Source organism: Sciscionella sediminilitoris (assembly GCF_000737195.2).
GTDB classification, from domain to species: domain Bacteria; phylum Actinomycetota; class Actinomycetes; order Mycobacteriales; family Pseudonocardiaceae; genus Sciscionella; species Sciscionella sediminilitoris.
The window spans coordinates 1-22,247 of record NZ_JALM01000101.1; the positions used below are offsets into that span (position 1 = coordinate 1).

Here is a 22,247-nt window from a genome sequence, read left to right on the forward strand (position 1 = left end):
GCGCGGTGATCCCGGCGATGTGCGGGGTGAGGATGGTGTTCGGGGCCGATTCCAGTCTCCCCGCCGAAGGTGGCTCGGTTGCCCGGACATCGAGTGCGGCTCCGCCGATGGTGCCCGACTCGAGCGCATCGGCCAGTGCTCGCTCATCGAATACCTCGCCGCGCCCGAGATTGATCAGTAGCGCGCCCGGGCGCATCGTGGCGAGCAGCCCGGAGTCCACGAGCCCGCTCGTCTCCCCGGTGGCGGGCAGATGGCAGGAGAGCACATCGGATTCGGCGGCCACCTCGGTCAGCGGGGCGAGCGTGATGTCCCGGAGTCCGGGGTGTTCCCGGTCGATGTACGGGTCGTAGGCAAGCACGCGCATACCGAGCGCTGCCGCGAGCCTGCCGCAGGCCCGCGCCGTGGCACCCGCGCCGAGCAGTCCCCAGACGCCCCCGCACAGTTCCGTACCCGGAGTGCGGTTCCAGGAACCGTTTCGGGTTTCGGTATCCAGCCGTACGGTGCCCCTGGCGAGCGCGATGGCCAGCCCGAGCGCGTGTTCGGCGACGCTGACCGCGTTCGCACCGAGTGGAACGGTCACCACGGTCGCGGTGGCCTCGGCGGCGGTGAGATCGATGTTGTCCAGGCCCACCCCGGCGCGCGCGACGACCCGCAGATCCGGGCAGCTCCGCAGCAGGGAGCTGTCCACGCTCGTGCGGTTGCGGACCACGAGGGCGGCCGATCGCGCGCATTCGGCGGCGAGTCGTTCGGGATCCTGCCACAGCGCGGGATCCCGGTGCACCGGCCATTCGGCGGCGAGAGCATCGAAAGCGGGACCCCAGATGTCCTCGGCGATGAGGACGCGGTTCTCGGTCATCGGTTCCTCTCCGGACCGGAAGGGGTCCCCGGAACGAGAATGCCGGGGACCCCGCCGGATCATGCGCTCTCGTAGAGCCGGGTGAGTACGAACTCCTTGTGCCCCAAGACTTCCGCGCAGGTGAACCGGCCGTTGACGGTGCGGTCGAGCACCGACATCAGCTGGTCGCCCGCGGAGGTCAGGTCGTACTCGCGGCGCAGCAGACCGGAGCAGTCCAGGTCGATGTGTTCGGCCATGGTCTCGGTGGTCAGCGGATTGGCCGACAGCTTGATCACCGGCTCGATCGGATTGCCGATCACGTTTCCCTGCCCGGTGGGGAACAGGTGCACGACCGCACCGGCCGCGGCCATCAGGGTGACGCATTCCGCGGCCGCGGAGGAGGTGTCCATGAAGTACAACCCGGGTTCCGCGCCGGGAGCCTCCGCCTTGTCGAGTACCCCGACCACCGGTTTGGTGCCGGTCTTGGCGATGTTGCCCATCGCCTTCTCCTCGATGGTGGACAGCCCGCCGCGGATATTGCCCTGCGTCGGCTGGGAACCGAGCAGGTTCGCCCCGGTCTTGTCGATCATCGCCACGTAGCCGTCGTAGATCTCCTGGAACCGTGCGCGCACCGCATCGCTCACACACCGTTCGGCGATCAGCTGTTCGCCGCCGGTCAGCTCGCTGGTCTCGCCGAACAGTACGGTGCCGCCCGCATCGACCCAGCGGTCCACCGCTTCGGCCGTTGTCGGGCAGGATCCGAGACCGCTGGTGGTGTCGGACTCGCCGCACTTGATGGAGAGCATGATCTCCGCGCGCCGTACCGGTTCGCGCTGCTTCTCCGAGTCGTCCTGCAGGAAACGCGCGGCCACCCGCGCGGCCCGTTCGACGGTCCGCAGATCACCGCAGCGTTCGATGGAGAACCCCTCGACCTTCTTGCCGGTCTTGGCGATTCCCTCGACGATGCGCTCGGTCCAGTTCGGTTCGATGCCGATCACCACGACCGAGGCGATGTTCGGATTGGCGCCGGTGCCGATCAGGGTGCGGAACGTCAGGTCGAGGTCCGGGCCGAATTGCAACCTGCCATAGGCGTGCGGCAGCGCGAGGGTGCCGGGCACGACATTGGCCACGGCCTCCGCCGCGGCATTGGACAGATCGTCGACCGGCAGGATCGCCGTGAAGTTGCGGATCCCGACCGTGCCATTCTCCCTGCGGTAACCGGTCAGGCCACGCTGTTCTGCCACCGTGCGCTCCTCACATTGTGGACGTGGACGTAGTCGCCCTTGCTGATCTGCTTGCTCGCGGTACCGACACGCTGGCCGTACTCGATGACATCCGCGCCCTCGGCGAGATCGGTCAGCGCGAGCTTGTGCCCGAGCGGGACGGCTTCGTTGAGCTGCACGGTCACCGAATCCGGACCGCGCAGGTATCCGCCCTCGGCGGGGCCCGGCTCGAGATCGCGCACCGCGACCGCGACGACATCCCCGTCATGGTGGGCGAGAAATCCAGGCGAGTTCGCCATTCCTCCTCCTAAGGTTAGAGGTCTTACCTCTGTTCACCGTAGCGTACCGGCGAGCGGCGGACAATGCCGATGCGAGCCGAAGAGGTAAACTGGTATTACCACCGAGAAAGGGGAGCACGTGCACGAAGCCGGTATCTGGACCCCGCTGCGCCAGGGCAGGGTCGCCGACCTGATCTCGGATCGCATCCTGGAGGTCATCGCCAACGAGCAGTTGCGTTCCGGCGATCGGCTACCACCTGAGCGGGAATTGGCGAATCTGCTCGGCACCAGCCGCCCCTCGGTGCGGGAGGCGCTGCGCTCGCTGCAGGCTCAGGGGAGGGTGGAGATCCGGCACGGCACCGGGGTCTTCGTGGCCGATCCGGCGACGACGAAATCGTTGCGCGAGGCGATGGCCGCCGAGGAGATGAGTCTCGCGGAACTGTTCGATATGCGCGAAGTCCTCGAACTGCCCGCAGCGGGCTGGGCGGCGAGCAACCAGGACGAGAAGCGGCTCAACAAGGTGCGTGAGGCGCACGCGGCGCTGGACGCGGCCGCGGCGAAGGATCCCGTCGACTGGGAGGAACTGCAGCGCCTGGATGCCGCGTTCCACCTGCGGATCGTGGAAGCCGCGGGGAACCGGTTCCTGAGCCAGACGCTCGGGGTGCTGCAGGAGATGCTGGCCAAGGGCATGCAGACCACGCTGCAGATCCCCGGCCGGATGGAGAAATCCAGGGAGGATCACCAGCGCATGCTGGACGCGGTGCTTTCCGGGGATGCCCGGGCCGCGCGGCGCGCGGCGAGCACCCACGTGCGCGGGGCGCGCAAGGCCGCGCTGGCCAGGATCCGGGACGAACAGGAAAAACTGGACGCCACCGCGCAGGGGGATGCCTAGGGTGTGCCTGATAATCCACTGCCGTCGCGAGCGGGAGTCAGATCGGCGGTGCCCCTGCGGGGCACCCGCGCCCGAGATCAGCAAGGCGGAGGATTGAGCCATAGCGGCAGCTATGGTGATTGCGCGCCTTCGCCGCGAGGCGCCGGTATGGCCCCGCGCAGCAGGCTATGGGATTGCCAGACGCGCCCTAGCTCGCCAGTACCTCCTTGAGCACTCCGTCGATGAACGCCGTGTCGGCCGGGTTGGCCCCACCTCCGGCGAAGTGGCCCCAGGTCCCGGGAATCACGCGCACCTCGCCGCCCGGGATGAACTGCGAGCTCCACTGTTCGTCCTCGGGCGGGAAGTACAGGTCTTTCTCGGCGGGCACGGCGCAGAGGCGCGCGCGGATCGCGGAAAGGGCGTTGCGCAGCTCGCCGTCGTAGCCGGGGGTGCGCCCGACATCGGCCTGCTGCCAGGTCCACAGCATGCACAACAGGTCGTTGGCGTCCTTGCCGATGAACAGCCCCTCCCAGAATCCGATGAGGAAGTCCTCGAGTGAGGAGTAGCCCATTTCGCGGAAGGTCTCGTCCCAGTAGAACGCTTGGGAGAAACCCCATCCGGCGTACACCCGGGCGAAGGCGCGCAGCCCCTTGGTGGGCGGGGTGTCGTAGAAACCGCCGCGGAATTCGGCGTCCGCGGTCAGCGCGGCCTTGACTCCCTCGAGGAACACGAAGTTGTGCAGGGAGGTCTTGGCGGAACCGCAGAACGGGACGGCCCTTGGCACCATTTCGGGATGGCGCACCGCCCATTGGTAGGTCTGGCCCGCGCCCATCGACCAGCCGGTCACCAGGGCGAGCCGTTCGATGCCGAGGTGTTCGGTGACCAGTGTGTGCTGGGCGTTGATGTTGTCCAGCATGGTGACGTGCGGGAACCGGCCGCGGTCGTAGGGGGCGGGCGTGTTCGAGGGAGAGGAGGACAGCCCGTTGCCGAACATGTTGGGGATGATGATGAAGTACCGTTCGGGATCGAGCGCCATTCCGGGACCGATCAGCCATTCGTTGTCCCAGTGCCGCCCCGAGTACCAGGTCGGATAGACGATCGCATTGGACCGATCGGCATTGAGGGTGCCGTAGGTCTTGTAGGCCAGCCGGGCCGGGCGCAGCGTGGCGCCGTGTTCGAGCCGGAAATCGGGGATCTCGAAAATCTCGTAATCGCGAGGTTCGGTAGTCATGCCAGGAGAACCTACCCCGCCCTGGCGGGAATCGGCCACGGCTGGATCGGTCAGGGACACGGATCGGGTACCGACCAGTGGTGCGTGCCGTGCCCGACCTCCGCCGGTTCACCGCCCGGTGGGTGCACGTTCGCCGTGGCACCCACCGGAACCCGCACCTCGAGCTCGAATCGTCCCGCGTCGCGCCGCCAGGAAACCGCGGCCGTGCCATACGGCGTCTCGTGCCGCGCCGCTGCCTCGGTGAGCCGTGCGCAGGGCACCGGGCGCACCAGAATGCGCCGGTAGCCCGGTTCGGCCGGAGCGAGCCCGGCCACGGTGCGATGCATCCAGTCCGCGATCGCACCGAGGGCGTAGTGGTTGAAGGAGGTCATCTCGCCGGGATTGATGCTCCCGTCGGGCAACAGGGAATCCCAGCGCTCCCACACCGTGGTGGCTCCCATGGTCACCGGATAGAGCCAGGACGGGCAGGACCGCTCGAACAGCAGCCGGTAGGCGATGTCCGGGTGGTCGTTCGCGGCGAGCGCATCGGCGATCAGCGGGGTGCCGACGAATCCGGTGCTGATCCGGAAACCGTTGGCGCACACCAGGTCCACCAGCCGTTGTACGGCGCGCGCCCGCAGTTCCGCGCTGGGCAGCAGGTCCCATTCCAGGGCGAGCGCGTATCCGGTCGGCGCGTCGGAGTGCACGCGCGCGTCCGTGTCGAGGAAGTGCTCGGCGAAGGCCGCCCTGGTGCGCGCGGCGAGCCGGGCATAGGGCGCACCGTCGCGGCCGAGCACTTCGTGGGCGGCGGCGAGCAGTTCCGCCGAGCGGGCCAGGTATGCGGTGGCCACCACATCCGCGTCCACCTTGGCCGCGAACGGATCGTGTGGCGGGGCGTCCGGATCGAGCCAGTCGCCGAACTGGAAACCACCCGCCCAGATTCCCTCGGTGGTCAGCGAGGCGATCCGGTCCACCCAGGCGCGCATGCTGTCCAGCTGGCGCTCGAGGATCCCGGTGTCGCCGTAGCGCCGGTACAGCACCCAGGGCACGACGGTTGCCGCATCACCCCAGGCGGCCGCGCTCGGATGGGCATCGCCGAGCACATCGGGGATCACGTACGGCACCGAACCGTCCGGGTGCTGTTCGGCGGCCAGGTCGGCGAGCCAGGAAGCGAGGAATCCCGCGGTGTCGTAGAGGAAACACGCGGCGGGGGCGAAGGCCTGGATGTCGCCGGTCCAGCCGAGCCGTTCATCGCGCTGCGGGCAATCCGTCGGCACATCGAGGAAGTTGCCGCGCATTCCCCACACGACGTTCTCGTGGAACCGGTCGAGCTCGGCGTCCGAACTGTGGAACCAGCCGGTGCGGCGCAGATCGGTGCCCACCACGACCGCCTCGACATCCGCCCGCTCCGGGGTGGCACCGTCGATCTCGGCATAGCGGAAGCCGTGGAAGGTCAGGCTCGGTTCGAGCAGCACTTCCGCGGCCTCGTCCAGCAGATAGGTGTCGGTCGCCCGGGCGCTGCGCAGTGGCCGCACCCCGAGCTCCCCGTTCTCCAGCACCTCGGCGTGCCGCACGGTGACCCGCTGCCCGGACCGCGTGCCACGCAACCGGATCCGCACCCAGCCGACCAGGTTCTGCCCGAAGTCGTAGATCGGCCGTCCGCTCGGGGAACGCAGAACTTCCCGCGTGGCAAGGGTTTCGGTGACCCGAACCGGCGGCCCCTGTGGTGCGGTGAGCCGTTCCGGTGCGAAGTCGAGCTGTTCCACACCGTCCGATGTGGATGGAACGGCGCGCAGATCGGTGGTCTGCCCGTCGTAGAGATCATCGGCGAGAACCGTGCTTTCCCTTGCGCTCCAATGGGTATCGGTGCCGAAAACCTCCAGCGAACCGTCGGGATAGCGCAGCTCCAGCTGGGCGAGCAGTGCGAGCCGGTCCCCGTAGTACGCGTTCGACCAGCCGAGCCGTCCGCGATACCAGCCGTTGCCCAGCAGCACCTCGATACGGTTCTCGCCGGGCCGGATCAGCTCGGTCACCTCGTAGGTCTGGTAGCGCAGCCGATTCGGGTAGCTGGTCCAGCCGGGGGCGAGCACGGCATCCCCGACGCGTTCGCCGCTCAGCCATGCGGTGTAGCAGCCGTGCGCGGTCACGTACAGCCGGGCCGAGACGGGGCGTTCGCGGGCGGGGAACGAAGCGTGCAGGATCGGCGCGCGGTCCCCGATGCCGCCGAGCGTGCGCGGGCTGATCAGCCGGGCCCGCCAGTCCCGCGGGCTCAGCAGACCGGCCTCCACAGTGGACGGTTCGCTCCAGCCCGACCAGCTCTTCCCATCGGTGAGCCGGACCCGGATCGTGGCCCGTTCCCGGGAATCCAGTGGCGCGAACGGCCAGTCCACCAGGATCTGCTCGGCGGAGTCGACGCGCACCCTGGTGTCCCCGTACTCCAGTTCGTAGCCGGACTGCGCCCATCCCGGTTCGGCCTCGGTGACCTGCCAGGACAATCGCGGCCGGGCGACCCCGATGCCGAGGACCGGCTCGCCGTGCTCGAAGCGTACCGGGGTGACGATCACGATGTCCTCCGTTCTTCCTGGATCTGCTCGAGTGGTTTGCCCGTGGTGTTCGGCATGAAGGCGAACCCGACGAATCCGCTCACCACGAGGAAAAGCGTGAGCAACAGGGCGACCGGGCCGATACCGGCACTGGTCAGGGCGGGCACGAACAGGCTCCACACGCCGAGGCACACCCGGCCGAGCGCGAACGTCATCCCCTGCGCGGTGCCGCGCAGCATGGTGGGGAACAGTTCCTGGCTGAAGATCCGGTACAGCGTCTCGCCCGCGAAGGTGCCGCCGAGCCCGAACAGCACGATGTTCGCGATCACCACCGGGACGGTGAACGGGAACACCAGGAAGGCCGCGTAGGCGAGCACCTGGGCGAGCCCGCCGAGTCCCCACATCCACTTGCGGGTGCGATGCGAGCGGTCGGCAAGGCGCATCAGCAGCAGCCCGGCCACGATCCCTGGCAGGTACCCGGCGATCGAGAACCCGATGCTCGCCGCCTGCCCGCCCGCGTGCAGTGTCTTGATCATGTACGGGTTGAAGATCCCCGCCGTGCCCGCGGCGAGGTTGCCGAACAGGTAGATCGTCGCGGTCCACACGAAGGCGCGCAGATTCGCCCCGCGGAACAGGGCGCGCACCCGCGGCCGTGCACCCGCCGAGGCGCTGCGCCATCGCGCGGACTCGCTCATTCCCCTGCGCAGTGCCCAGGTCAGCAGCGCGACCGCGAACAGCATGCCGAACACGATCCGGATCCCGAGCAGGTCGAGCGAGGACAGCGCGAGCGCGAGCAACAGCACCACGACCGGGCCGAGGCTCCACGCGATGTGGGTCAGGGCGAGGAGTTTGCCGCGCGCCCCCGCCGGGGAGAACTCGCCGACCAGCGCCAGGGAGGTCGGGATGTCCGCGCCCACCGCGAGTCCGATCACGAACACCCCGATGAACAGCATCGGCGCGGAGACCGAGAACGCGACGCACAGCACCCCGAGCGCGTAGACGAGCAGGTCGTACTTGTAGATGCGTTTGCGGCCGAGGCGATCCCCGAGCCGCCCGCCGATGAACGCGCCGATCGCGCAGCCGATCGCGTTCGGGCCGATCGCGGCGAGCACCCCGAGCGCACCGTCCGAGAGACCGAGCGAACTCTGGAAGAGTGCGAGCCCGGAACCGAGTGCCACGATCGAACCCGCGTCCAGGAACGAGGCCATTCCGGCGAGTACGGTCCAGCGCCACTGCGTCCGGGTGACGGTGCTGTCCGCGGTATCGACCGCCGCCTCCCGGCCTGTCCCCATTGACATGACCTTCGAGGCTAACGGCTGTTCAGTGGCGGCGGAAGCGTTCGGCGAGCACCGGATCGTTCTCCCACCACAGGCCGTCCTGCATGCCGTCGTCCCGGTCCGGCGAGTCCTCGTCGAGCTCGCGGTCGATCTCCTCGGCGCGCTTGTCGTCCTCCGCGCGCCAGCGGGTCATCATCACCCCGAGGAACGGCAGGCCCGCCACATCCCCGCCGATCCACAGGATTCCGGCGGAGATGCTCTGATCGAGGCGTTCGTCCGGCCCCCACTGCCGATCGAGCGCCTGGTAGTAGTCGTGCGCGAGCAGCGGGCCCAGCCAGATCACCAGGCCGAGCACCCCGTCGGCGACCACCTCGAGCACGCTGATCCACAGCGAGACGGCGTGCGAATCGGCGCGCGGTGTCGGGTCCACCCGCACCCGTGTCCAGAAGTACCCGAATCCGGCGAGCACCAGCATCAGCATGCACAGTTCGTGCACCGCCGTGCTGCGCAGGGACAGCTCGAACAACGGGGTCAGATAGAGCAGGAAGGTCGGCGCGATGAGCACGACCGTGATCACCAGCGGGAAGGTCAGCGCGCGGGCCGGTGCGCCGCGGCCGATCCGGCCCAGCAGCGCGCGGGTGCGCGGTGCCACGGTCTCCAGGGTGAGCGTGAACGGGGCGCTGAGCGCGAGCAGCAGCGGGGTGACCATCAGCAGGATCACCGTCTGCACCGCGCGCGGCCAGAACAGCACCGTGCCGTACGGGCCGATGAAGCTCATGGTCACCAGCACCACGCTGAGCAGGAAACCGAGGAAGAACCGGGTGCGCCGGACCGGCCAGCGCCGTCCGCCGCGGGAGTAGCGCGCCACGCCGAGCGCGTACCCCGTCGCGCAGGCGGCGAGCACGACGAGGACGGGAACGTCCAGGGTCCAGGTGCTGAGCATGCTCAGCGGGGTCAGCGGCGGCACGGCACGCATTGTGGTCCTCGCCGGGCGCGCGCGGGAGCCGGGTGGGTACCGGAATCACCTGCGTCACAATGGCTCTGCGCTGGGAAAACGGGCGGTTTGTGCGCTTTCTCCGGCAACGGGCGAGTCCGTCATGGCACCGCCCGTGGTTGCAATGGCGCCACGATGGTGCCATAGTGGTGCCATGGATCTCTCGCAGTATGTCGACCACGTGCGCCATGAGCTCGGGCTCGCCGCCGAGGCGGGCGGGGAGGAATCGCGTGCGGTGGCCGAACGGCTGGTGGCTCCGCTGGAATCGGCGATCCGGCTCACCCTGCTGGACGCGCTGTCCGCGGCGACCGCCGAGATCACCGCGGAGCTCGCGCCCGGTTCGGTGGATCTGCGGCTGCGCGGGCGGGAACCGGGTTTCGTGGTGACCCCGCCGCCCGCCGAGCAACCGGAGGAGGATCCGGCGCCGCCCGCGTCCGGCGCGCCGGATCTGGACGAGGGGGCTACCTCCCGGATCAACTTCCGCCTTCCCGAGCAGCTGAAGTTCCGCATCGAGGAGGCGGCGGCGGCCGAAGGGCTCTCGGTCAACGCCTGGCTGGTCCGGGTCGCCGCGGCCGGGCTGGAACCGGCGCGCGGGCCGAAGCGGGCGCCGCGCAGTGGCCAGCGGTTCACCGGTTGGGTTCGTTAGGAGCAGGGATATGCCGACTTTTCCGACACCGCACCCGATCCTGGCCACCATCGATCTGGTCGCCGGGGATGTGACCGTGGTGGCCGGTGAGCGCGCGGACACCACGGTCGAGGTGACGCCCAGCGACGCCGCGAAACCCGCCGATGTGCGCGCCGCCGAACGCGCCATCGTGGACCTGCGCGAGAACGAGGTGCTGGTCAAGGCAACCCAGCGGTGGCGCCAGCTGGGCCCGGGGGACGGGGGCGCGATCGATGTGCGCATCGAAGTGCCCGAGGGTTCGCGGGTGCACGGCAGCGCGAGCCTTGCCGTGTTCCGGTGCAACGGGCGGCTCGGGGACTGCGCGGTCAAGGTGAGCATGGGGCACCTGCTGTTCGAGGAAACCGGTGCACTGCGGCTGAAGACCGGCTCCGGGGACATCACCGTGCAACGCGCGGCCGGGGATGCCGAGGCCGAGACCGCGAGCGGAACGGTGCGCATCGAGGCCGTGGAAGGCACCACGCGGGCGAAGAACTCCAATGGCGACATCCGGCTCGGTGAACTCGCGCGCGTGGCCGAAGCTGGTGCGGGAAACGGCAGTATCCAGGTGGCCTGCGCGCAGGAGGGGATCCGGGTCAAGACCGCGAACGGGGCCATCCGGGTGGACGAGATCGTGCGCGGCGAGGCGAGCCTGCAGACCTCGTTCGGCAGCCTCGAATTCGGTATCCGGAACGGCACGGCCGCCCTGCTCGATCTGCACACCCAGCTCGGCACGATCACCAATGAGCTCACCGAATCCGGGAATCCGGAATCGGGCGAACGGACCGCGGAGATATTCGCACGGACCTCGTTCGGCGATATCACCGTTCATCGCGTGTAGCACGCGTTTTCGGTAGCGATTTCGATTGGGGAATTCGAACATGAGTACACCTGTGCCCGAAAAGGTCCCGCCGAGCGCCTGGCTCAGCCTGCTCGCCGTCGCGCTCGGCGTCATGGTCGCCCAGCTGGACGGCTCCGTGGTGGCCGCGGCGAATCCGGTGATCGCCGCCGATCTGCGCGCCGGGCCCGGCGGAATCCAGTGGGTGACGACCGGCTATCTGCTCGTTTTCGCGGGGCTGGTCGTGCCCGCGGGGAAGGTCGCGGACAAATTCGGCAGGAAGAAGGTATTCCTGATCGGGGTCGGCGGATTCTCGCTCGCCTCGGTGCTGTGCGGATTCTCCGGCTCGATCGAGATGCTGATCGGGGCCCGGTTGCTGCAGGCGGCCTGTGCGGCGCTGCTCGGTCCCGCCGGGCTCGCCGTGCTGCGCGCCGCGTTCCCGGCCGGGAAACTCTCCCTCGCCATGGGCGTTTTCGGCTCGATATCGGCGGTTTCCATGGCGGGCGGGCCGATCGTGGGCGGGCTGCTCGTGGAGTACGCGAGCTGGCCGTGGGTGTTCTTCGTCAACCTGCCGGTCGGCATCATCGGGGTCACGGTCGGGGCACTGGTGATCCGCGAATCCACTCAGCGCGAACCACAGCGGTTCGACGTGCAGGGTGCGATCGCCCTGATCCTGGCGGTGGCCGCCACCGTGTGGGCGATCACCAACGCACAGACCCGGGGCTGGGTTTCGCTGAACACGCTCGGTTTCCTCGGCGCGGGCCTGCTGCTGTTCGCGGTGTTCGTGTTCATCGAACGCCGCCGCGAACACCCGATGATGTCCCTCGAACTGTTCCGGGACCGCACGTTCAGTGCCGGTTCGGTGCTCACCCTGCTCGTGGTCTTCATGCTGAACGCGATCATCTTCTACCTGATGTTCTTCCTGCAGGGGGTGCAGGGCAAGACCCCGATCCTGGCCAGCGTCGCGCTGCTCCCGCTCACCGCGGTGTTCGCGATCGCCTCCCCGCTGGCCGGATGGGTGCTCGGCAAACTCCGGCTCCGCACCACCTTGCTGTGCGGCATGCTGCTCATCGCCGGGGCCTATGCGCTGCTGCTGCGGGTCGGGGTGGACTCCGGATTCGGCACCCTGGCAGCGCCCATGGTGGTCACCGGGCTCGGGATCGGGCTCGTGATGGTGGGTGCCATGCAGGCCGTTGTCGGCAGCGCCCCGGTGGACAAGGCCGGGGTGGCCTCCGGAATGCAGCAGAGCATGCAACAGCTCGGCGCCACCTTCGGGGTCGCGGTGTTCGGCAGCATCCTCGCCGCGGTGATCGGTTCCCGGTTCGGCGCCTCGCTGACCGGAAAGGCCGCCCAGCTGGCCGGTAACCCCGCGATCGCCGAGCAGATCCCGCTCGGTTTCGGCCCCGGCGCGCAGCAGGGACTGCGGGACCTCCTCGGCCGTGAAGGGCTCTCCGGTGACCGGCTCGAGCGGATCAGCGCGAGCGTGACGAATGCCGCGCACCGGACCTTCGTCGAGGGCATCCACACCGTGTACCTGGTGTGCATCGGGATCTCCGTGCTCGCCGCGCTGCTCGCGCTGCTCGTGCGCGAACCGCGAACCGAGAGCGCGGAAACCGGGACCGGGGAAGCGGTGCGGGCTAGTGTTGGCTCATGACCGAGAACGAGAAACCGTGGCAGTGGCCGGAAACGACATGGCGTGGTTACGCGGAGGCGGTGCGTGCGGGCCGCAGGTTGAGCCCCGAGAACTGGCCCGGCGGGGCGCGCGCGGCGGTGCTGATTTCCTTCGATTCGGACCACGAGACCCTGGGGCTGCACAACGCGAACACGTCCCCCGGGCAGCTCTCCCAGGGCGAGTACGGGGCCAGGGCCGGGGTGCCGCGGATCCTCGAACTGCTTGCCGGGTACGGATTCCCGGCCAGTTTCTTCGTCCCCGCGGTGTCCGCGCTACTGCACCCCGGTGAGATCCGCGAGTACGTGGACGCCGGTCACGAGGTCGGCGTGCACGGCTGGATCCACGAGCGGAACACCTTGCTGGACAAGGCAACCGAGACCGAACTGCTCACCCGCGCCCGGGATGTGCTCGGTGAGCTCAGCGGAACGACCCCGGCCGGGATCCGCACCCCGTCCTGGGATTTCTCCTCCACCACCCTGGACACGATCCGCGAACTCGGCTTCGCCTACGACTCCTCGCTCATGGCCGATGACGATCCGTACGAGATCCTGGCGAACGGCGAGCCGACCGGGATCGTGGAGATTCCGGTGGACTGGATCCGGGACGACGCACCGTATTTCATGATGGCCCCCGGCGCGGGAAGCAGGGCCTATATCCGGCCACGGGATGTGCTCGAGATGTGGATCGACGAGTTCGACGCCGCCTACCGTGCGGGCGGGGTGTTCCAGCTGACCATGCACCCGCACATCATCGGGCACCGCTCCCGGCTGGTCGTGCTGCGCGAACTGCTCGACCACATCCGGTCGCACCCGGATGTGTGGGCCGCGACGCACGCGCAACTGGCCGAACTGGTGACCACAGGGTCGCCGGTACGGTGAGGGCATGCAGATTTCCCCCGCCCTGACCGAGCAACAGCAGAGCGCCGTCGCCGAATTCCTTGCCGTACACGAAAAGGAGATGGTCGCCGATATCGCGGACTATGTCTCGCAGGAGAGCCCGAGCGACGACAAAGACGCGCTGACCTCCTGCCTGCACTGGCTGGACGGCTGGCTGGACGAGCGGCTCGGCAAGGTGGCGGAATCCGAACTCCACGAGCGCGAAGGCGCCGGGGATGTGCGGATCCGCCGGTACGCGGGAGCGGGGGAACCGTTGCTGCTGCTCGCGCACTACGACACGGTGTGGCCGAAGGGAACCCTGGCGCAGTGGCCGTTCGAGCGCACCGGCGATGTCCTCACCGGGCCGGGGGTCTTCGACATGAAATCCGGACTGGTGCAGGCGGTGTGGGCGCTGCGCGCGCTCACCGAGCTCGGCCTGCCACGGCCGCGCTACACCCTCGCGCTCAACGGGGACGAGGAGACCGGCAGCCGCGCCTCCGCGGAACTGCTGCAGGCCGAGGCCAAACGTTCGCGCGCCGCGCTGGTGTTCGAGGCGAGCGCGGACGGTGCGGTGAAGACCGCGCGCAAGGGAGTCGGGCTGTTCACCGTTACCGTGCACGGTCAGGAGGCGCATGCCGGGCTCGACCCGACGGCGGGCGCGAGCGCGGTGCACGAGCTCGCGCACCAGATCCTGGCCTGCCGGGAACTGCACGATCTGTCCGCGGGAACCTCGGTGAACATCGGCGTGGTCCACGGCGGAACGCGCAGCAACGTCACCGCGGGCGAGGCCGTCGCCCACCTGGATGTGCGGGTCGCCTCGGCAGCGGAATCCCGCAGGATCGACGCCGGGTTCGCCGCGCTGCGCCCGGTGAACGAGGACACCCGGGTCGTGGTGGACGGCGGATGGAACCGGCCGGTGTTCGAGCGCACCGAGGAGGTCGCCGAACTCTACGGGCTCGCCCGCGACTGCGCGAAACAGCTCGGCGTGGAGCTCGCCGAGACCGCGGTGGGTGGCGCCAGCGACGGGAACTTCGTGCAGCAGGCGGGAATTCCGGTGCTGGACGGGATCGGCGCGGTCGGTGCCGGTGCGCACGCGCGTTCCGAGCATGCCACCGTCTCCGGGATGCTGGAGCGCTCGGCGATCGCGGCGGGCGTACTGGCCGCGTTCGCGGAGAACTAGCTTCCCGGGGTGAACTCGATGTCGTGGCGCCGCTCCGGCACCCCGCGCAGGTCGAGTTTGCCGACCGTGGCACCGAAACCGCGGGCAAGCAGCGTGTACTCGCCCGGCGCGACGTCTTCGATCCGGTAGCGGCCGTCCACATCGGACACGGTGGCGGCCACCTCGCTGCCCGCCTCGTCGAGCAGTGCGATCCGGGCGTCGCGCACCGGGCCGCGCGGGCCGTGCACCGCCCCGCCGAGCGCCGCGGTCTCGCGCGTGTGGACGGTGACCCGCCGCGCGTTCGGCCGGTGTCCCGCGGCGTGGTACACCACCGTGTAGCTGCCCGCGCGCAGCCCGGTGATCCGGTACCCGCCGCGCGCATCGGTGCGGGTGCGGGCCAGCTGGTGCCCGGCCGCGTCCAGCACGGTGACCGTCGCGGGTTCACCCGCCGTGGTGCGCACCGTCCCGGCCAGTTCCCCGGTCCGCTGCGCGGGCAGCTGCAGGGTCCGGGTGAGGTGCAGCAGGGATTCGTCGAGGCGCTGCAGCTCGCACAGCAGCGTGGTGCGTTCGGCGCGTTGCCGGTCGTTCTCGTCCAGCCCGCGCAGCAGCTCGTCGATGCCCTCGGTGAGCGAGGTGGTGGCGCGGCGGATCTCCGCGCGCAGGGGTTCGGAGAGCTCGGCACCCTTCGCGTCCACGTGCCGCACCAGGTGGCGGGCTCGCCGGTTGGCGTTCTCGAACGCGGTGACCAGTGCGCCGAGTTCCCGGTGCTCGCCACCGAGCGGGGAACGCACCAGGGTGCGGTTCACCGAGTGCAGCCGGTAGAGCGCGGCGTCCACGCTGCGGGCATCGGCGCGCAGCCTGGTCTCGGTGCCGGGCAGGTTGGTGATCAGGGTGCGCAGCGCGTCCAGGTGGCCGCGGATGCCCTCGCGGATGATGCTGCTGGTGCGCACCGGGAGCACCACGAGTGCCACGGTGACCGCGGCGAGGGTGCCGACGGCGTTCTCCGCGAGCCGGAACGCGAGGGTGCTGTCGAGCTCCACCCCGGTCATGGCGTAGAGCTGGGCGAGCGTGATCACCAGGCAGACCACCCACACCGCGTAGGTGTTGAGCACGAAGTACACCCCGACGGTGAGCGCGACCACGATCAGCGCGGTGGTGGCGAACGGATGATCGGTGCCCAGCAGATCGAATGCCGCGATCCCGAGCACCGCTCCGATGATCGTGCCGATGATGCGGTGCGCCATTTTGCGTGCCCGCTCGTGCGCGGTCGCGGTGCCCATGAACACGATCCACACCCCGAGCACCGCCCAGTAGAACCGTGGTTCGTCCACCGCGACCCCGATCGCGGTGGCGATGGCCGCGGCGATCCCGATCTGCACGGCGGTCCTGGTCTGCGGGAGCGGGTGGAACCGGCCCTTCGGCGCGCCCGCGGTGCGGAACAGCGAACCGGACCCCTCCGGGCGCGGCCCCTCCAGCAGCACGGCCTGCGGCAGCAACTGTTCACCGGCGTGCGCGTGCTTGCCGATCCGGATCGGGTCCGCGACGAACCCGGCGAGTTCGGTGAAACAGGCGGCAAACCGGGCACAGGCCGTGGCGACGTCGGTCTCGGTGAGCACGCTCGCCTCGGCCTCGACGTGCCCGGCGCTGGCTCGCAGCAGTTCCGGTGCCCCGGCGAGCGTGTCGCGCAGTGCGCAGGCCCCGTCCACCAGGGCGGCGCGCACCGCATCGGGCAGCGGCATCCCGGCGAGTTCGATACTCGTGGTGCCCAGCCCGTGCAGGTTCAGTTCCAGGTCGAAGATCCGCCGGTGGGTGCGCTCGGCGAGTTCCGGATCGGCGGTGCTGTCCGGCATGGACAGCCGCGCGTCCAGGATGAGCGCGGTCTCGTGCAGCCGGGCCAGCTGGGTGCGCACCCGCTTGGCGCCGCGCGCGGACTCGCCGTTCTCCAGCAGCGCGGCCATGTCCGTGGCGAGCAGCCGGACCCTGGCGAAGAAGGCGCGCTTGCTGTGCAACAGGTCCCGGTACGGCGAGACGGGGCAGAGCAGCAGCCGCGCGGCGATCACCACGAGCACGGTCGGCGCCAGGATCGCCAGCAGCCACGGATAGGTGGCCACCGGGATCGGCATGAGCAGCCCGGAGAGGTAGGAGACGAACACCCCGATCGCGATGACGCTGCCCCATTTTCCGAACCGGTTGAGGTAGGACTGGGCGAACACGATCACCGGGAGCAGGCACACCTCGAGCACCCGGTAGGGGTGCAGCAGCACGCCGAGCCCGAGACCGAAGGCGTAGGCGAGCAGCATCCCGAGCATCCAGCCGGCGAACCGCGGCTTCGAGACCTCCACCACCTGCATGCTGCTGACCATCGCGAGCGGGGCGCAGACGGCGACCCCGGTCATCACCTGCTGGTCGAACGCGAGGGTGAGCCCGTAGGCGCAGCCGAGCCCGAACACCAGTGAGACGAAGGTGCGCAGGGCGAACTGGGCGCGGAACAGGCCCGGATCCGAGGCGATGAGCAGGTCGACGGCCCGTGGGCGGCGGATTCTCGGCCGGTGCTGAGCCACTGGTGCGCGCCCGTTCGCGGATGTCGCGGATGTCTCGGCCGTGGTCACCTCGGTCGTCGTCAGCCCAACCACCTCCTGAAGAACGGCGCGCGTGAACACCCCCTGAGTTGGGGGTGCGACTATGCCGGTAGGCGTCATTCTACGCGGTCCATAGCCACGCTAATCAACACCCGTGCGCGGTCCGGGCATTCCCGCGGCCGAGCGCGGCGGTGTGACCAGGTGCTGTGCCCGGGAACGACGGGGGAGTCTGGGATTCCAGACGCAACCTCGCGGGGTGCGCTGTCGCGCCGGTGGCCGCCTTTGATCGACTCTGCCCCGATCGTCAACGTAGACAGGAGAACGTGTGCAGTCCGAACAGCTCGGCCGCGGCCTGACCGCACGCCACATCCGGTTCATCGCGCTCGGTTCGGCCATCGGGACGGGGCTGTTCTACGGCTCCTCGGACTCGATCGCGAAGGCCGGGCCCTCGGTGCTGCTCGCCTACCTGATCGGCGGGGCCGCGGTGTTCCTGATGCTGCGCTCGCTCGGGGAGATGGCGGTCAACAGCCCGGTTTCCGGTTCGTTCGGGGACTACGCGCGGCGCCATCTGGGTCCGCTGGCCGGATTCACCACCGGATGGACCTATGTGTTCGAGATGGTGATCGTGTGCGTCGGCGACGTGACCGCGCTCGCGGTGTACATGGGCTTCTGGTTTCCCCAGGTGCCGCAATGGGTCTGGGTGGTGGCCACGATCTGCGTGCTCGGCGCGGTGAACCTGGCCAGCGTGAAGGTGTTCGGGGAGCTGGAGTTCTGGTTCTCCATCGTCAAGGTCGCCGCGATCATCGCGATGATCGTCGCCGGGATCGCCGTGGTGGTGTTCGGGCTCGGCGCGCACGGCGGTTCGGTCGGGGTGCACAACCTGTGGTCGAACGGCGGCTTCTTCGGCGGCGGGATCGGCGGATTCCTCGCCTCGTTCGCGATCGTGATGTTCGCCTTCGGCGGCACCGAGATCATCGGGATCACCGCGGCGGAGACCAAGGAACCGGCCCGCTCCATTCCGCGCGCGATCAACACGGTCCCGGTGCGCATCCTGCTGTTCTACGTGCTGACCATCGCGGTGATCATGATGATCGATCCGTGGCAGAGCATCGACGGCAGCGCGAGCCCCTTCGTGCAGATCTTCGAGAGCATCGGCTTCGGCCCGGCCGCGTTCGTGCTGAACATCGTGGTGGTCACCGCGGCACTCTCGGCGATCAACAGCGATATCTTCGGCGCGGGCCGGATGATGTACGGCCTCGCGCGCACCGGCCAGGCACCCGCCGCGCTGCGCAAGGTGTCCCGCAACGGGGTCCCGTGGATCACCGTGGTGGTGATGATCCTGGCGCTCGGTATCGCCGTGGTGCTCAACTACGTGATCCCGAAGGAGGCGTTCACCATCGTCGCCTCGATCGCCACCTTCGCGACCATCTGGGTGTGGCTGATGATCCTGCTCGCGCAGCTGCGCTCGCGGCGCGGACTGGACGCGGAGGAGGTGGCCGCGCTGCGCTTCCGGGTCCCGTTCTGGCCCTACGGCCAGCTCGCGGCCACCGCCTTCATGCTGTTCGTCTTCGTGGTGCTCGCCTGGTTCGCCGAGACGAGGGTGGCCATCATCGTCGGGATCGTCTGGCTGGCCGTGCTGGCGGCGGCCTATCCGTTCACCCGCCGTCAGCAGCAGCTCGATCAGCCCTTGACCAACTCGTAGACACCGGCAGCGGAATTCCCCGAAGGGAGGGGCGCTAACGCCGGACCGCGCGCAGCTGCCACATGGCGATCACCGCGTGCCCCTGCTCGTCATAGCTGAGCTTCTCCGGTTCGACCCCGATCGCGTCGGTGACCTCGCTGACCTGCGAGATGGTTTCCTTGGTGAAGCCGGAGGAATAGCTCGCCGGTTCGATGCCGGTGATGTCCCAGCGCGGGTCGAGCGCCGTGTGCAGTTCCTCCTTGCTGATCGGCTGGAGGGTGGCGCCCGGGTCCTCGCCGCCGAAACAGATCAGGTGCAGCACCGCGCCGGGATTGGTCACCCGGTGGATCGCCTCGGCATAGGCACTGCGCTGTTCGGGGGCGAGGCAGTGGAACAACGCGGAGTCGACCACCGTGTCGAAGCCGGGCTCCACACCCTCCAGGGTGGTGGCATCGGACTGGACGAACCGCACATCCAGGCCGCGAGCGCCGGCCTTCTCCCTGGCCTTGCCAAGCGCGGTCGGTGACCCGTCCACCCCGGTCACCCGGTGCCCGCGTTCGGCGAGGAACAACGCGTTGTCCCCGAGACCGCAGCCGATGTCGAGGATGCTGCCGCGCAGTGCGCCGCTTTCCTCGAGCGCGACGATCGCCGGCTGCGGTGCGCCGATATCCCAGGGCACGCAGTCGAGTTGGAGGTCCTCGCTGGGCTGTTCGCCCCGGTAGAGGGCGTCGAAGTCCATGTCGGTGGCCACCCGGTGGTCTTGTTCGGTCATCGTTGCACCTCGGATCTCTTCGGCGGTCGGTAGTAAATTCATCGTACGCTGAATTTACTACCGGGTGCAATGAAATCCCCACTACTGGTGAGGCTTTCCGGTGCGCACGTACGGGGATGCGGCGAGCTCAGCCCTGACGGGTCGGGCGGAGGGTGATCTCGCCGATCTCCACCTCGTGCGGCTGCTCGATGGCGAACGCGATGGCGCGGGCGACCGCCTCCGGGTCGAGGCCGAACTCCCGCATGTTCTCCGCGGCGCGCGCCCGGGCCGCGGGATCCTCGATGTGGTCGGCGAACTCGGTCCGCACATAGCCGGGGGAGACGGAGGTGGTGCGCAGTACGCCGTCGGTGGATTCCTGGCGCAGCCCCTCGAGCAGGGTGCGCACCGCGTTCTTGGTGCCCGCGTAGACACCCTGGTCCGGCACGATCCGCAGGCCCGCGGTGGACAGGGTCGTCACCAGGTGGCCCCGGCCCTGCCGCCGGAACACCGGGAGGGCGGCGGCGATGCCGTTGAGCACCCCGCGCAGGTTCACCTCGATCATCGCCGACCAGCTCGCCGTGTCCAACTCGGCCATCGGGCCGATCCGGCCGATCCCGGCATTGTTCACGAGCACGTCCAGGCGGCCGAACTCGGTGACCGCGAGGCCGACGAACTGCTCCAGGCCGGCCGGTTCGGTGACGTCCACCGCGCAGGTGGCGGCCCGGCCACCCGCGGCGCGGATCCGCTCGGCCAGTTCCTCGAGGCGGTCGGTGCGGCGCGCGCCGAGAACCACGGTGGCGCCGCGTTCGGCGAGCAGCCGGGCGGTGGCCGCGCCGATCCCGCTGCTCGCTCCGGTGATGGCCACGACGGTGCCGGGCAGAGTTGACATGGGTTTCCTCCAGTAGAGTGGACACGTGTCCGGTTGGCTCCGAACGTACCGGACACATGTCCGTTTGTCGAAAAACCGTTTGCCGAAAGGGCCGCTTGTCCGAGAAACACAGTCGCCGTGCCGACGCCACCGAGAACCGCGCGCGCATCATCGAGGCGGCGCGGGCCGCCGTCGCCGAAGCGGAGGAACCGAAACTCAACGCGATCGCCAAGCGCGCCGGGGTCGGCCAGGGCACCCTCTACCGGCATTTCCCGACCCGCGCGGACCTGTTCGCCGAGGTCTACCGCAGGGATGTGGAGGAACTGGTCGCCGCGGCCCCGGAACTGCTCGCCGAGTACCCGCCGGTGGCGGCGCTGGCCCGCTGGTTCGACCGGGTCGCCGAGTACGCGCGGGTCAAACGCGGGGTGTTCGCCGCGGTCGAGGTCGCGGTCTGGCGGGACCTCTCCGCGCACAGCCTCGGTCCGATCGGCGATGCGGTGACCACCCTGCTCGAAGCGGGCCAGGCGGACGGGACCATCCGCGCGGACGTCGACGCCCGGGATGTGATCATCCTGATCTCCTACCTCTCCCGGCTCGAGGAGGAGGAATGGGACGCGCGCGCCCGGCACCTGCTCGATATCGTGCTGAACGGGGTGCGCCGCCGCGAGTAGTGGCCCGGATCATGCCGTTACGCTGCTCGGTGTGTTCGTGTTGCTGCCCCCTTCGGAGACCAAGGCCCTCGGCGGGGACGGTGCCCCGCTCGACCTGGATTCGCTCGCCTTCGGTGAGCTGAACCCGGTGCGCGCCAAGCTCGCCGACGCGCTGGCCGAACTCGCCGCGGATGTGCCCGCGAGCCTGCGTGCGCTCGGCCTCTCGCCCCGCCAGGAACACGAGGTGGAACACAACGCCCTGCTGCGCGATTCGCCGACCCTGCCCGCGCTCGAGCGCTACACCGGGGTGCTCTACGACGCGCTGGACATCGGCTCGTTCAGCAAAGCGGCCCGGGCCAAGGCGGACCGCCGGCTCGCCGTGGCCTCCGCGCTGTTCGGCATCGCCAGCGGGACCGACCGGATCCCGGCCTACCGCCTCTCCGGCGGGAGCACCCTGCCCGCGATCGGTTCGCTTCCGGCACTGTGGCGACCCGCGCTGGAACCGGTGCTCGCCGGGATGGACGGGCTCATCGTGGACCTGCGCTCCGGGGCGTACGCCAACCTCGCGCGCGTGCCGTACGCGGTGACGGTGCGCGTGGTCACCGAGAACGCGGCCGGGGTGCGCAAGACGGTCAGCCACCACAACAAGGCCTACAAGGGGAAACTCGCCGCGGTACTGGCCACCGCGCGCACCGAACCGTCCACTGTGGAGGGACTGCTGCGGCTGGTCGCGAAGGCGGGCCTGCACGTGGAGCGGACCGACGACTACACGATCGAGCTGCTCACCGACTGAGAGTCCGTATCACCCACTCGTGTCGGTAATCGGCTCGCTACGCTGCCGTCCTCTACTACGGAAACTTTCTGGAGGACAACGTGACATTCATGCGCAGAGCCGCGTCCGCCGGTGCCCTCGCGGTGCTCGCCGGTTTCTCGATCGCCGGTACCGCGGCCGCCGCCGACAATCCCGGCCAGCCGCAGCACGCGCCGTGGTTGGTGCACGCGAGCCAGTACAACGCGTGCAAGCTCAACCTGCGTGAGGGCGCGGATATGACCGCGAAGGCGGTCACCACGCTCAGCTGTGACGACTACGCGACCTGTGTGAACGCCGCCGCGGACAAGCCGGTGTGCGGACCCTACGTCGTCGGCGGCAAGTACAGCTGCGTCGGCTCGGACAACAAGCAGGTCTACGACAACCACTGGGTCGAGGTGACTTACCGGGGCAGTAAGACCCCGACCTACGCCGCTGCCGCCTGCGCGGCATTCCGGCAGTAATACTCACCCT

Annotated in this window: 20 protein-coding genes; 10 read left to right on the forward strand and 10 right to left on the reverse strand. The window is 69.3% G+C overall.

Translation table 11 applies throughout. The annotated features are described in order from the left end of the window. From AD72_RS30345 to AD72_RS30355, 3 genes are all read right to left on the reverse strand, one after another. The coding region (locus AD72_RS30345; RefSeq protein WP_031470063.1) for an NAD(P)-dependent oxidoreductase at positions 1 to 856 on the reverse strand (856 nt) is incomplete at its 3' end. A 59-nt stretch (positions 857 to 915) separates the two neighbouring features. Then, entirely contained in the window at positions 916 to 2,079 is a 1,164-nt protein-coding gene (locus AD72_RS30350; protein ID WP_031470064.1) for a UxaA family hydrolase, read from the reverse strand. Beyond that, entirely contained in the window at positions 2,058 to 2,357 is a 300-nt protein-coding gene (locus AD72_RS30355) for a UxaA family hydrolase (RefSeq protein ID WP_031470065.1), read from the reverse strand. Before AD72_RS30355 ends, AD72_RS30350 begins: the two co-directional genes overlap by 22 nt. A gap of 118 nt (positions 2,358 to 2,475) precedes the next feature. Here AD72_RS30355 and AD72_RS30360 point away from each other — a divergent pair, with 118 nt between their 5' ends. Then, the gene (locus tag AD72_RS30360; RefSeq protein ID WP_031470066.1) at positions 2,476 to 3,228 is read left to right on the forward strand and encodes a FadR/GntR family transcriptional regulator; all 753 of its coding nucleotides are present in this window, start codon (positions 2,476 to 2,478) and stop codon (positions 3,226 to 3,228) included. 187 nt (positions 3,229 to 3,415) lie between these two features. Here the strand turns inward: AD72_RS30360 and AD72_RS30365 are convergent, their stop codons facing one another. From AD72_RS30365 to AD72_RS30380, 4 genes are read right to left on the reverse strand one after another with little or no spacing between them, the layout of a single operon-like run. Beyond that, the gene (locus AD72_RS30365; RefSeq protein ID WP_031470067.1) at positions 3,416 to 4,438 is read right to left on the reverse strand and encodes an alpha/beta fold hydrolase; all 1,023 of its coding nucleotides are present in this window, start codon (positions 4,436 to 4,438) and stop codon (positions 3,416 to 3,418) included. 50 nt (positions 4,439 to 4,488) lie between these two features. After that, complete coding sequence (locus AD72_RS30370; protein ID WP_031470068.1) at positions 4,489 to 6,981, reverse strand: family 78 glycoside hydrolase catalytic domain; 2,493 nt, start codon at positions 6,979 to 6,981, stop codon at positions 4,489 to 4,491. Continuing rightward, complete coding sequence (locus AD72_RS30375; protein ID WP_031470069.1) at positions 6,978 to 8,258, reverse strand: MFS transporter; 1,281 nt, start codon at positions 8,256 to 8,258, stop codon at positions 6,978 to 6,980. The genes AD72_RS30370 and AD72_RS30375 overlap by 4 nt, the downstream gene beginning before the upstream one ends. A gap of 22 nt (positions 8,259 to 8,280) precedes the next feature. Then, the gene (locus tag AD72_RS30380) at positions 8,281 to 9,213 is read right to left on the reverse strand and encodes a cytochrome c oxidase assembly protein (protein ID WP_031470070.1); all 933 of its coding nucleotides are present in this window, start codon (positions 9,211 to 9,213) and stop codon (positions 8,281 to 8,283) included. Between the two features lie 172 nt (positions 9,214 to 9,385). Between AD72_RS30380 and AD72_RS30385 the strand changes: the two genes are divergently transcribed. Genes AD72_RS30385 through AD72_RS30405 form a run of 5 tightly spaced genes read left to right on the forward strand, consistent with a single transcriptional unit; the run spans position 9,386 to position 14,457 of the window. Further along, the gene (locus AD72_RS30385) at positions 9,386 to 9,877 is read left to right on the forward strand and encodes a toxin-antitoxin system HicB family antitoxin (protein WP_031470071.1); all 492 of its coding nucleotides are present in this window, start codon (positions 9,386 to 9,388) and stop codon (positions 9,875 to 9,877) included. A gap of 10 nt (positions 9,878 to 9,887) precedes the next feature. Continuing rightward, the gene (locus tag AD72_RS30390; RefSeq protein ID WP_031470072.1) at positions 9,888 to 10,733 is read left to right on the forward strand and encodes a DUF4097 family beta strand repeat-containing protein; all 846 of its coding nucleotides are present in this window, start codon (positions 9,888 to 9,890) and stop codon (positions 10,731 to 10,733) included. Positions 10,734 to 10,773: 40 nt separating this feature from the next. After that, a complete protein-coding gene (locus tag AD72_RS30395; protein ID WP_063890826.1) occupies positions 10,774 to 12,384 on the forward strand; it encodes an MFS transporter in 1,611 nt (536 codons plus the stop codon). Next, positions 12,381 to 13,280: a polysaccharide deacetylase family protein gene (locus tag AD72_RS30400; RefSeq protein WP_031470074.1), complete on the forward strand. Its 900-nt coding sequence runs from the start codon at positions 12,381 to 12,383 to the stop codon at positions 13,278 to 13,280. The genes AD72_RS30395 and AD72_RS30400 overlap by 4 nt, the downstream gene beginning before the upstream one ends. Before the next feature lie 4 nt (positions 13,281 to 13,284). After that, the gene (locus AD72_RS30405; protein ID WP_051899175.1) at positions 13,285 to 14,457 is read left to right on the forward strand and encodes a M20 family metallopeptidase; all 1,173 of its coding nucleotides are present in this window, start codon (positions 13,285 to 13,287) and stop codon (positions 14,455 to 14,457) included. Here the strand turns inward: AD72_RS30405 and AD72_RS30410 are convergent. After that, positions 14,454 to 17,069 (reverse strand): carboxypeptidase regulatory-like domain-containing protein, encoded by a 2,616-nt coding sequence (locus tag AD72_RS30410; RefSeq protein ID WP_156365432.1) that lies wholly within the window; start codon positions 17,067 to 17,069, stop codon positions 14,454 to 14,456. The genes AD72_RS30405 and AD72_RS30410 overlap by 4 nt on opposite strands. 271 nt (positions 17,070 to 17,340) lie before the next feature. Here AD72_RS30410 and AD72_RS30415 point away from each other — a divergent pair, with 271 nt between their 5' ends. Further along, a complete protein-coding gene (locus AD72_RS30415) occupies positions 17,341 to 18,717 on the forward strand; it encodes an amino acid permease (RefSeq protein WP_031470077.1) in 1,377 nt (458 codons plus the stop codon). A 34-nt stretch (positions 18,718 to 18,751) separates the two neighbouring features. Here AD72_RS30415 and AD72_RS30420 read toward each other — a convergent pair whose 3' ends face one another. Continuing rightward, positions 18,752 to 19,468: a class I SAM-dependent methyltransferase gene (locus AD72_RS30420; protein ID WP_031470078.1), complete on the reverse strand. Its 717-nt coding sequence runs from the start codon at positions 19,466 to 19,468 to the stop codon at positions 18,752 to 18,754. A 127-nt stretch (positions 19,469 to 19,595) separates the two neighbouring features. Further along, positions 19,596 to 20,336, reverse strand: a complete 741-nt coding sequence (locus AD72_RS30425; protein WP_031470079.1) for an SDR family oxidoreductase — start codon at positions 20,334 to 20,336, stop codon at positions 19,596 to 19,598. Between the two features lie 95 nt (positions 20,337 to 20,431). On the opposite strand from AD72_RS30425, the gene AD72_RS30430 reads away from it, so the two are divergent. From AD72_RS30430 to AD72_RS30440, 3 genes are all read left to right on the forward strand, one after another. After that, complete coding sequence (locus AD72_RS30430) at positions 20,432 to 20,986, forward strand: TetR/AcrR family transcriptional regulator (protein ID WP_031470080.1); 555 nt, start codon at positions 20,432 to 20,434, stop codon at positions 20,984 to 20,986. A gap of 31 nt (positions 20,987 to 21,017) precedes the next feature. Continuing rightward, positions 21,018 to 21,758, forward strand: coding sequence for a peroxide stress protein YaaA (yaaA, locus tag AD72_RS30435; protein WP_031470081.1), 741 nt, complete (start codon positions 21,018 to 21,020; stop codon positions 21,756 to 21,758). Between the two features lie 89 nt (positions 21,759 to 21,847). Continuing rightward, positions 21,848 to 22,237, forward strand: a complete 390-nt coding sequence (locus AD72_RS30440; RefSeq protein ID WP_031470082.1) for a hypothetical protein — start codon at positions 21,848 to 21,850, stop codon at positions 22,235 to 22,237. Positions 22,238 to 22,247 lie beyond the last annotated feature (10 nt).

Excerpts from the sequence above, each read along its gene's own strand:
- AD72_RS30355 (WP_031470065.1), bottom strand. The coding sequence starts at position 2,357 with ATGGCGAACTCGCCTGGATTTCTCGCCCACCATGACGGGGATGTCGTC.
- AD72_RS30365 (WP_031470067.1), bottom strand. The coding sequence starts at position 4,438 with ATGACTACCGAACCTCGCGATTACGAGATTTTCGAGATCCCCGATTTC.
- AD72_RS30375 (WP_031470069.1), bottom strand. The coding sequence starts at position 8,258 with ATGTCAATGGGGACAGGCCGGGAGGCGGCGGTCGATACCGCGGACAGC.
- AD72_RS30380 (WP_031470070.1), bottom strand. The coding sequence starts at position 9,213 with ATGCGTGCCGTGCCGCCGCTGACCCCGCTGAGCATGCTCAGCACCTGG.
- AD72_RS30385 (WP_031470071.1), top strand. The coding sequence starts at position 9,386 with ATGGATCTCTCGCAGTATGTCGACCACGTGCGCCATGAGCTCGGGCTC.
- AD72_RS30390 (WP_031470072.1), top strand. The coding sequence starts at position 9,888 with ATGCCGACTTTTCCGACACCGCACCCGATCCTGGCCACCATCGATCTG.
- AD72_RS30395 (WP_063890826.1), top strand. The coding sequence starts at position 10,774 with ATGAGTACACCTGTGCCCGAAAAGGTCCCGCCGAGCGCCTGGCTCAGC.
- AD72_RS30400 (WP_031470074.1), top strand. The coding sequence starts at position 12,381 with ATGACCGAGAACGAGAAACCGTGGCAGTGGCCGGAAACGACATGGCGT.
- AD72_RS30405 (WP_051899175.1), top strand. The coding sequence starts at position 13,285 with ATGCAGATTTCCCCCGCCCTGACCGAGCAACAGCAGAGCGCCGTCGCC.
- AD72_RS30420 (WP_031470078.1), bottom strand. The coding sequence starts at position 19,468 with ATGACCGAACAAGACCACCGGGTGGCCACCGACATGGACTTCGACGCC.
- AD72_RS30425 (WP_031470079.1), bottom strand. The coding sequence starts at position 20,336 with ATGTCAACTCTGCCCGGCACCGTCGTGGCCATCACCGGAGCGAGCAGC.
- AD72_RS30440 (WP_031470082.1), top strand. The coding sequence starts at position 21,848 with ATGCGCAGAGCCGCGTCCGCCGGTGCCCTCGCGGTGCTCGCCGGTTTC.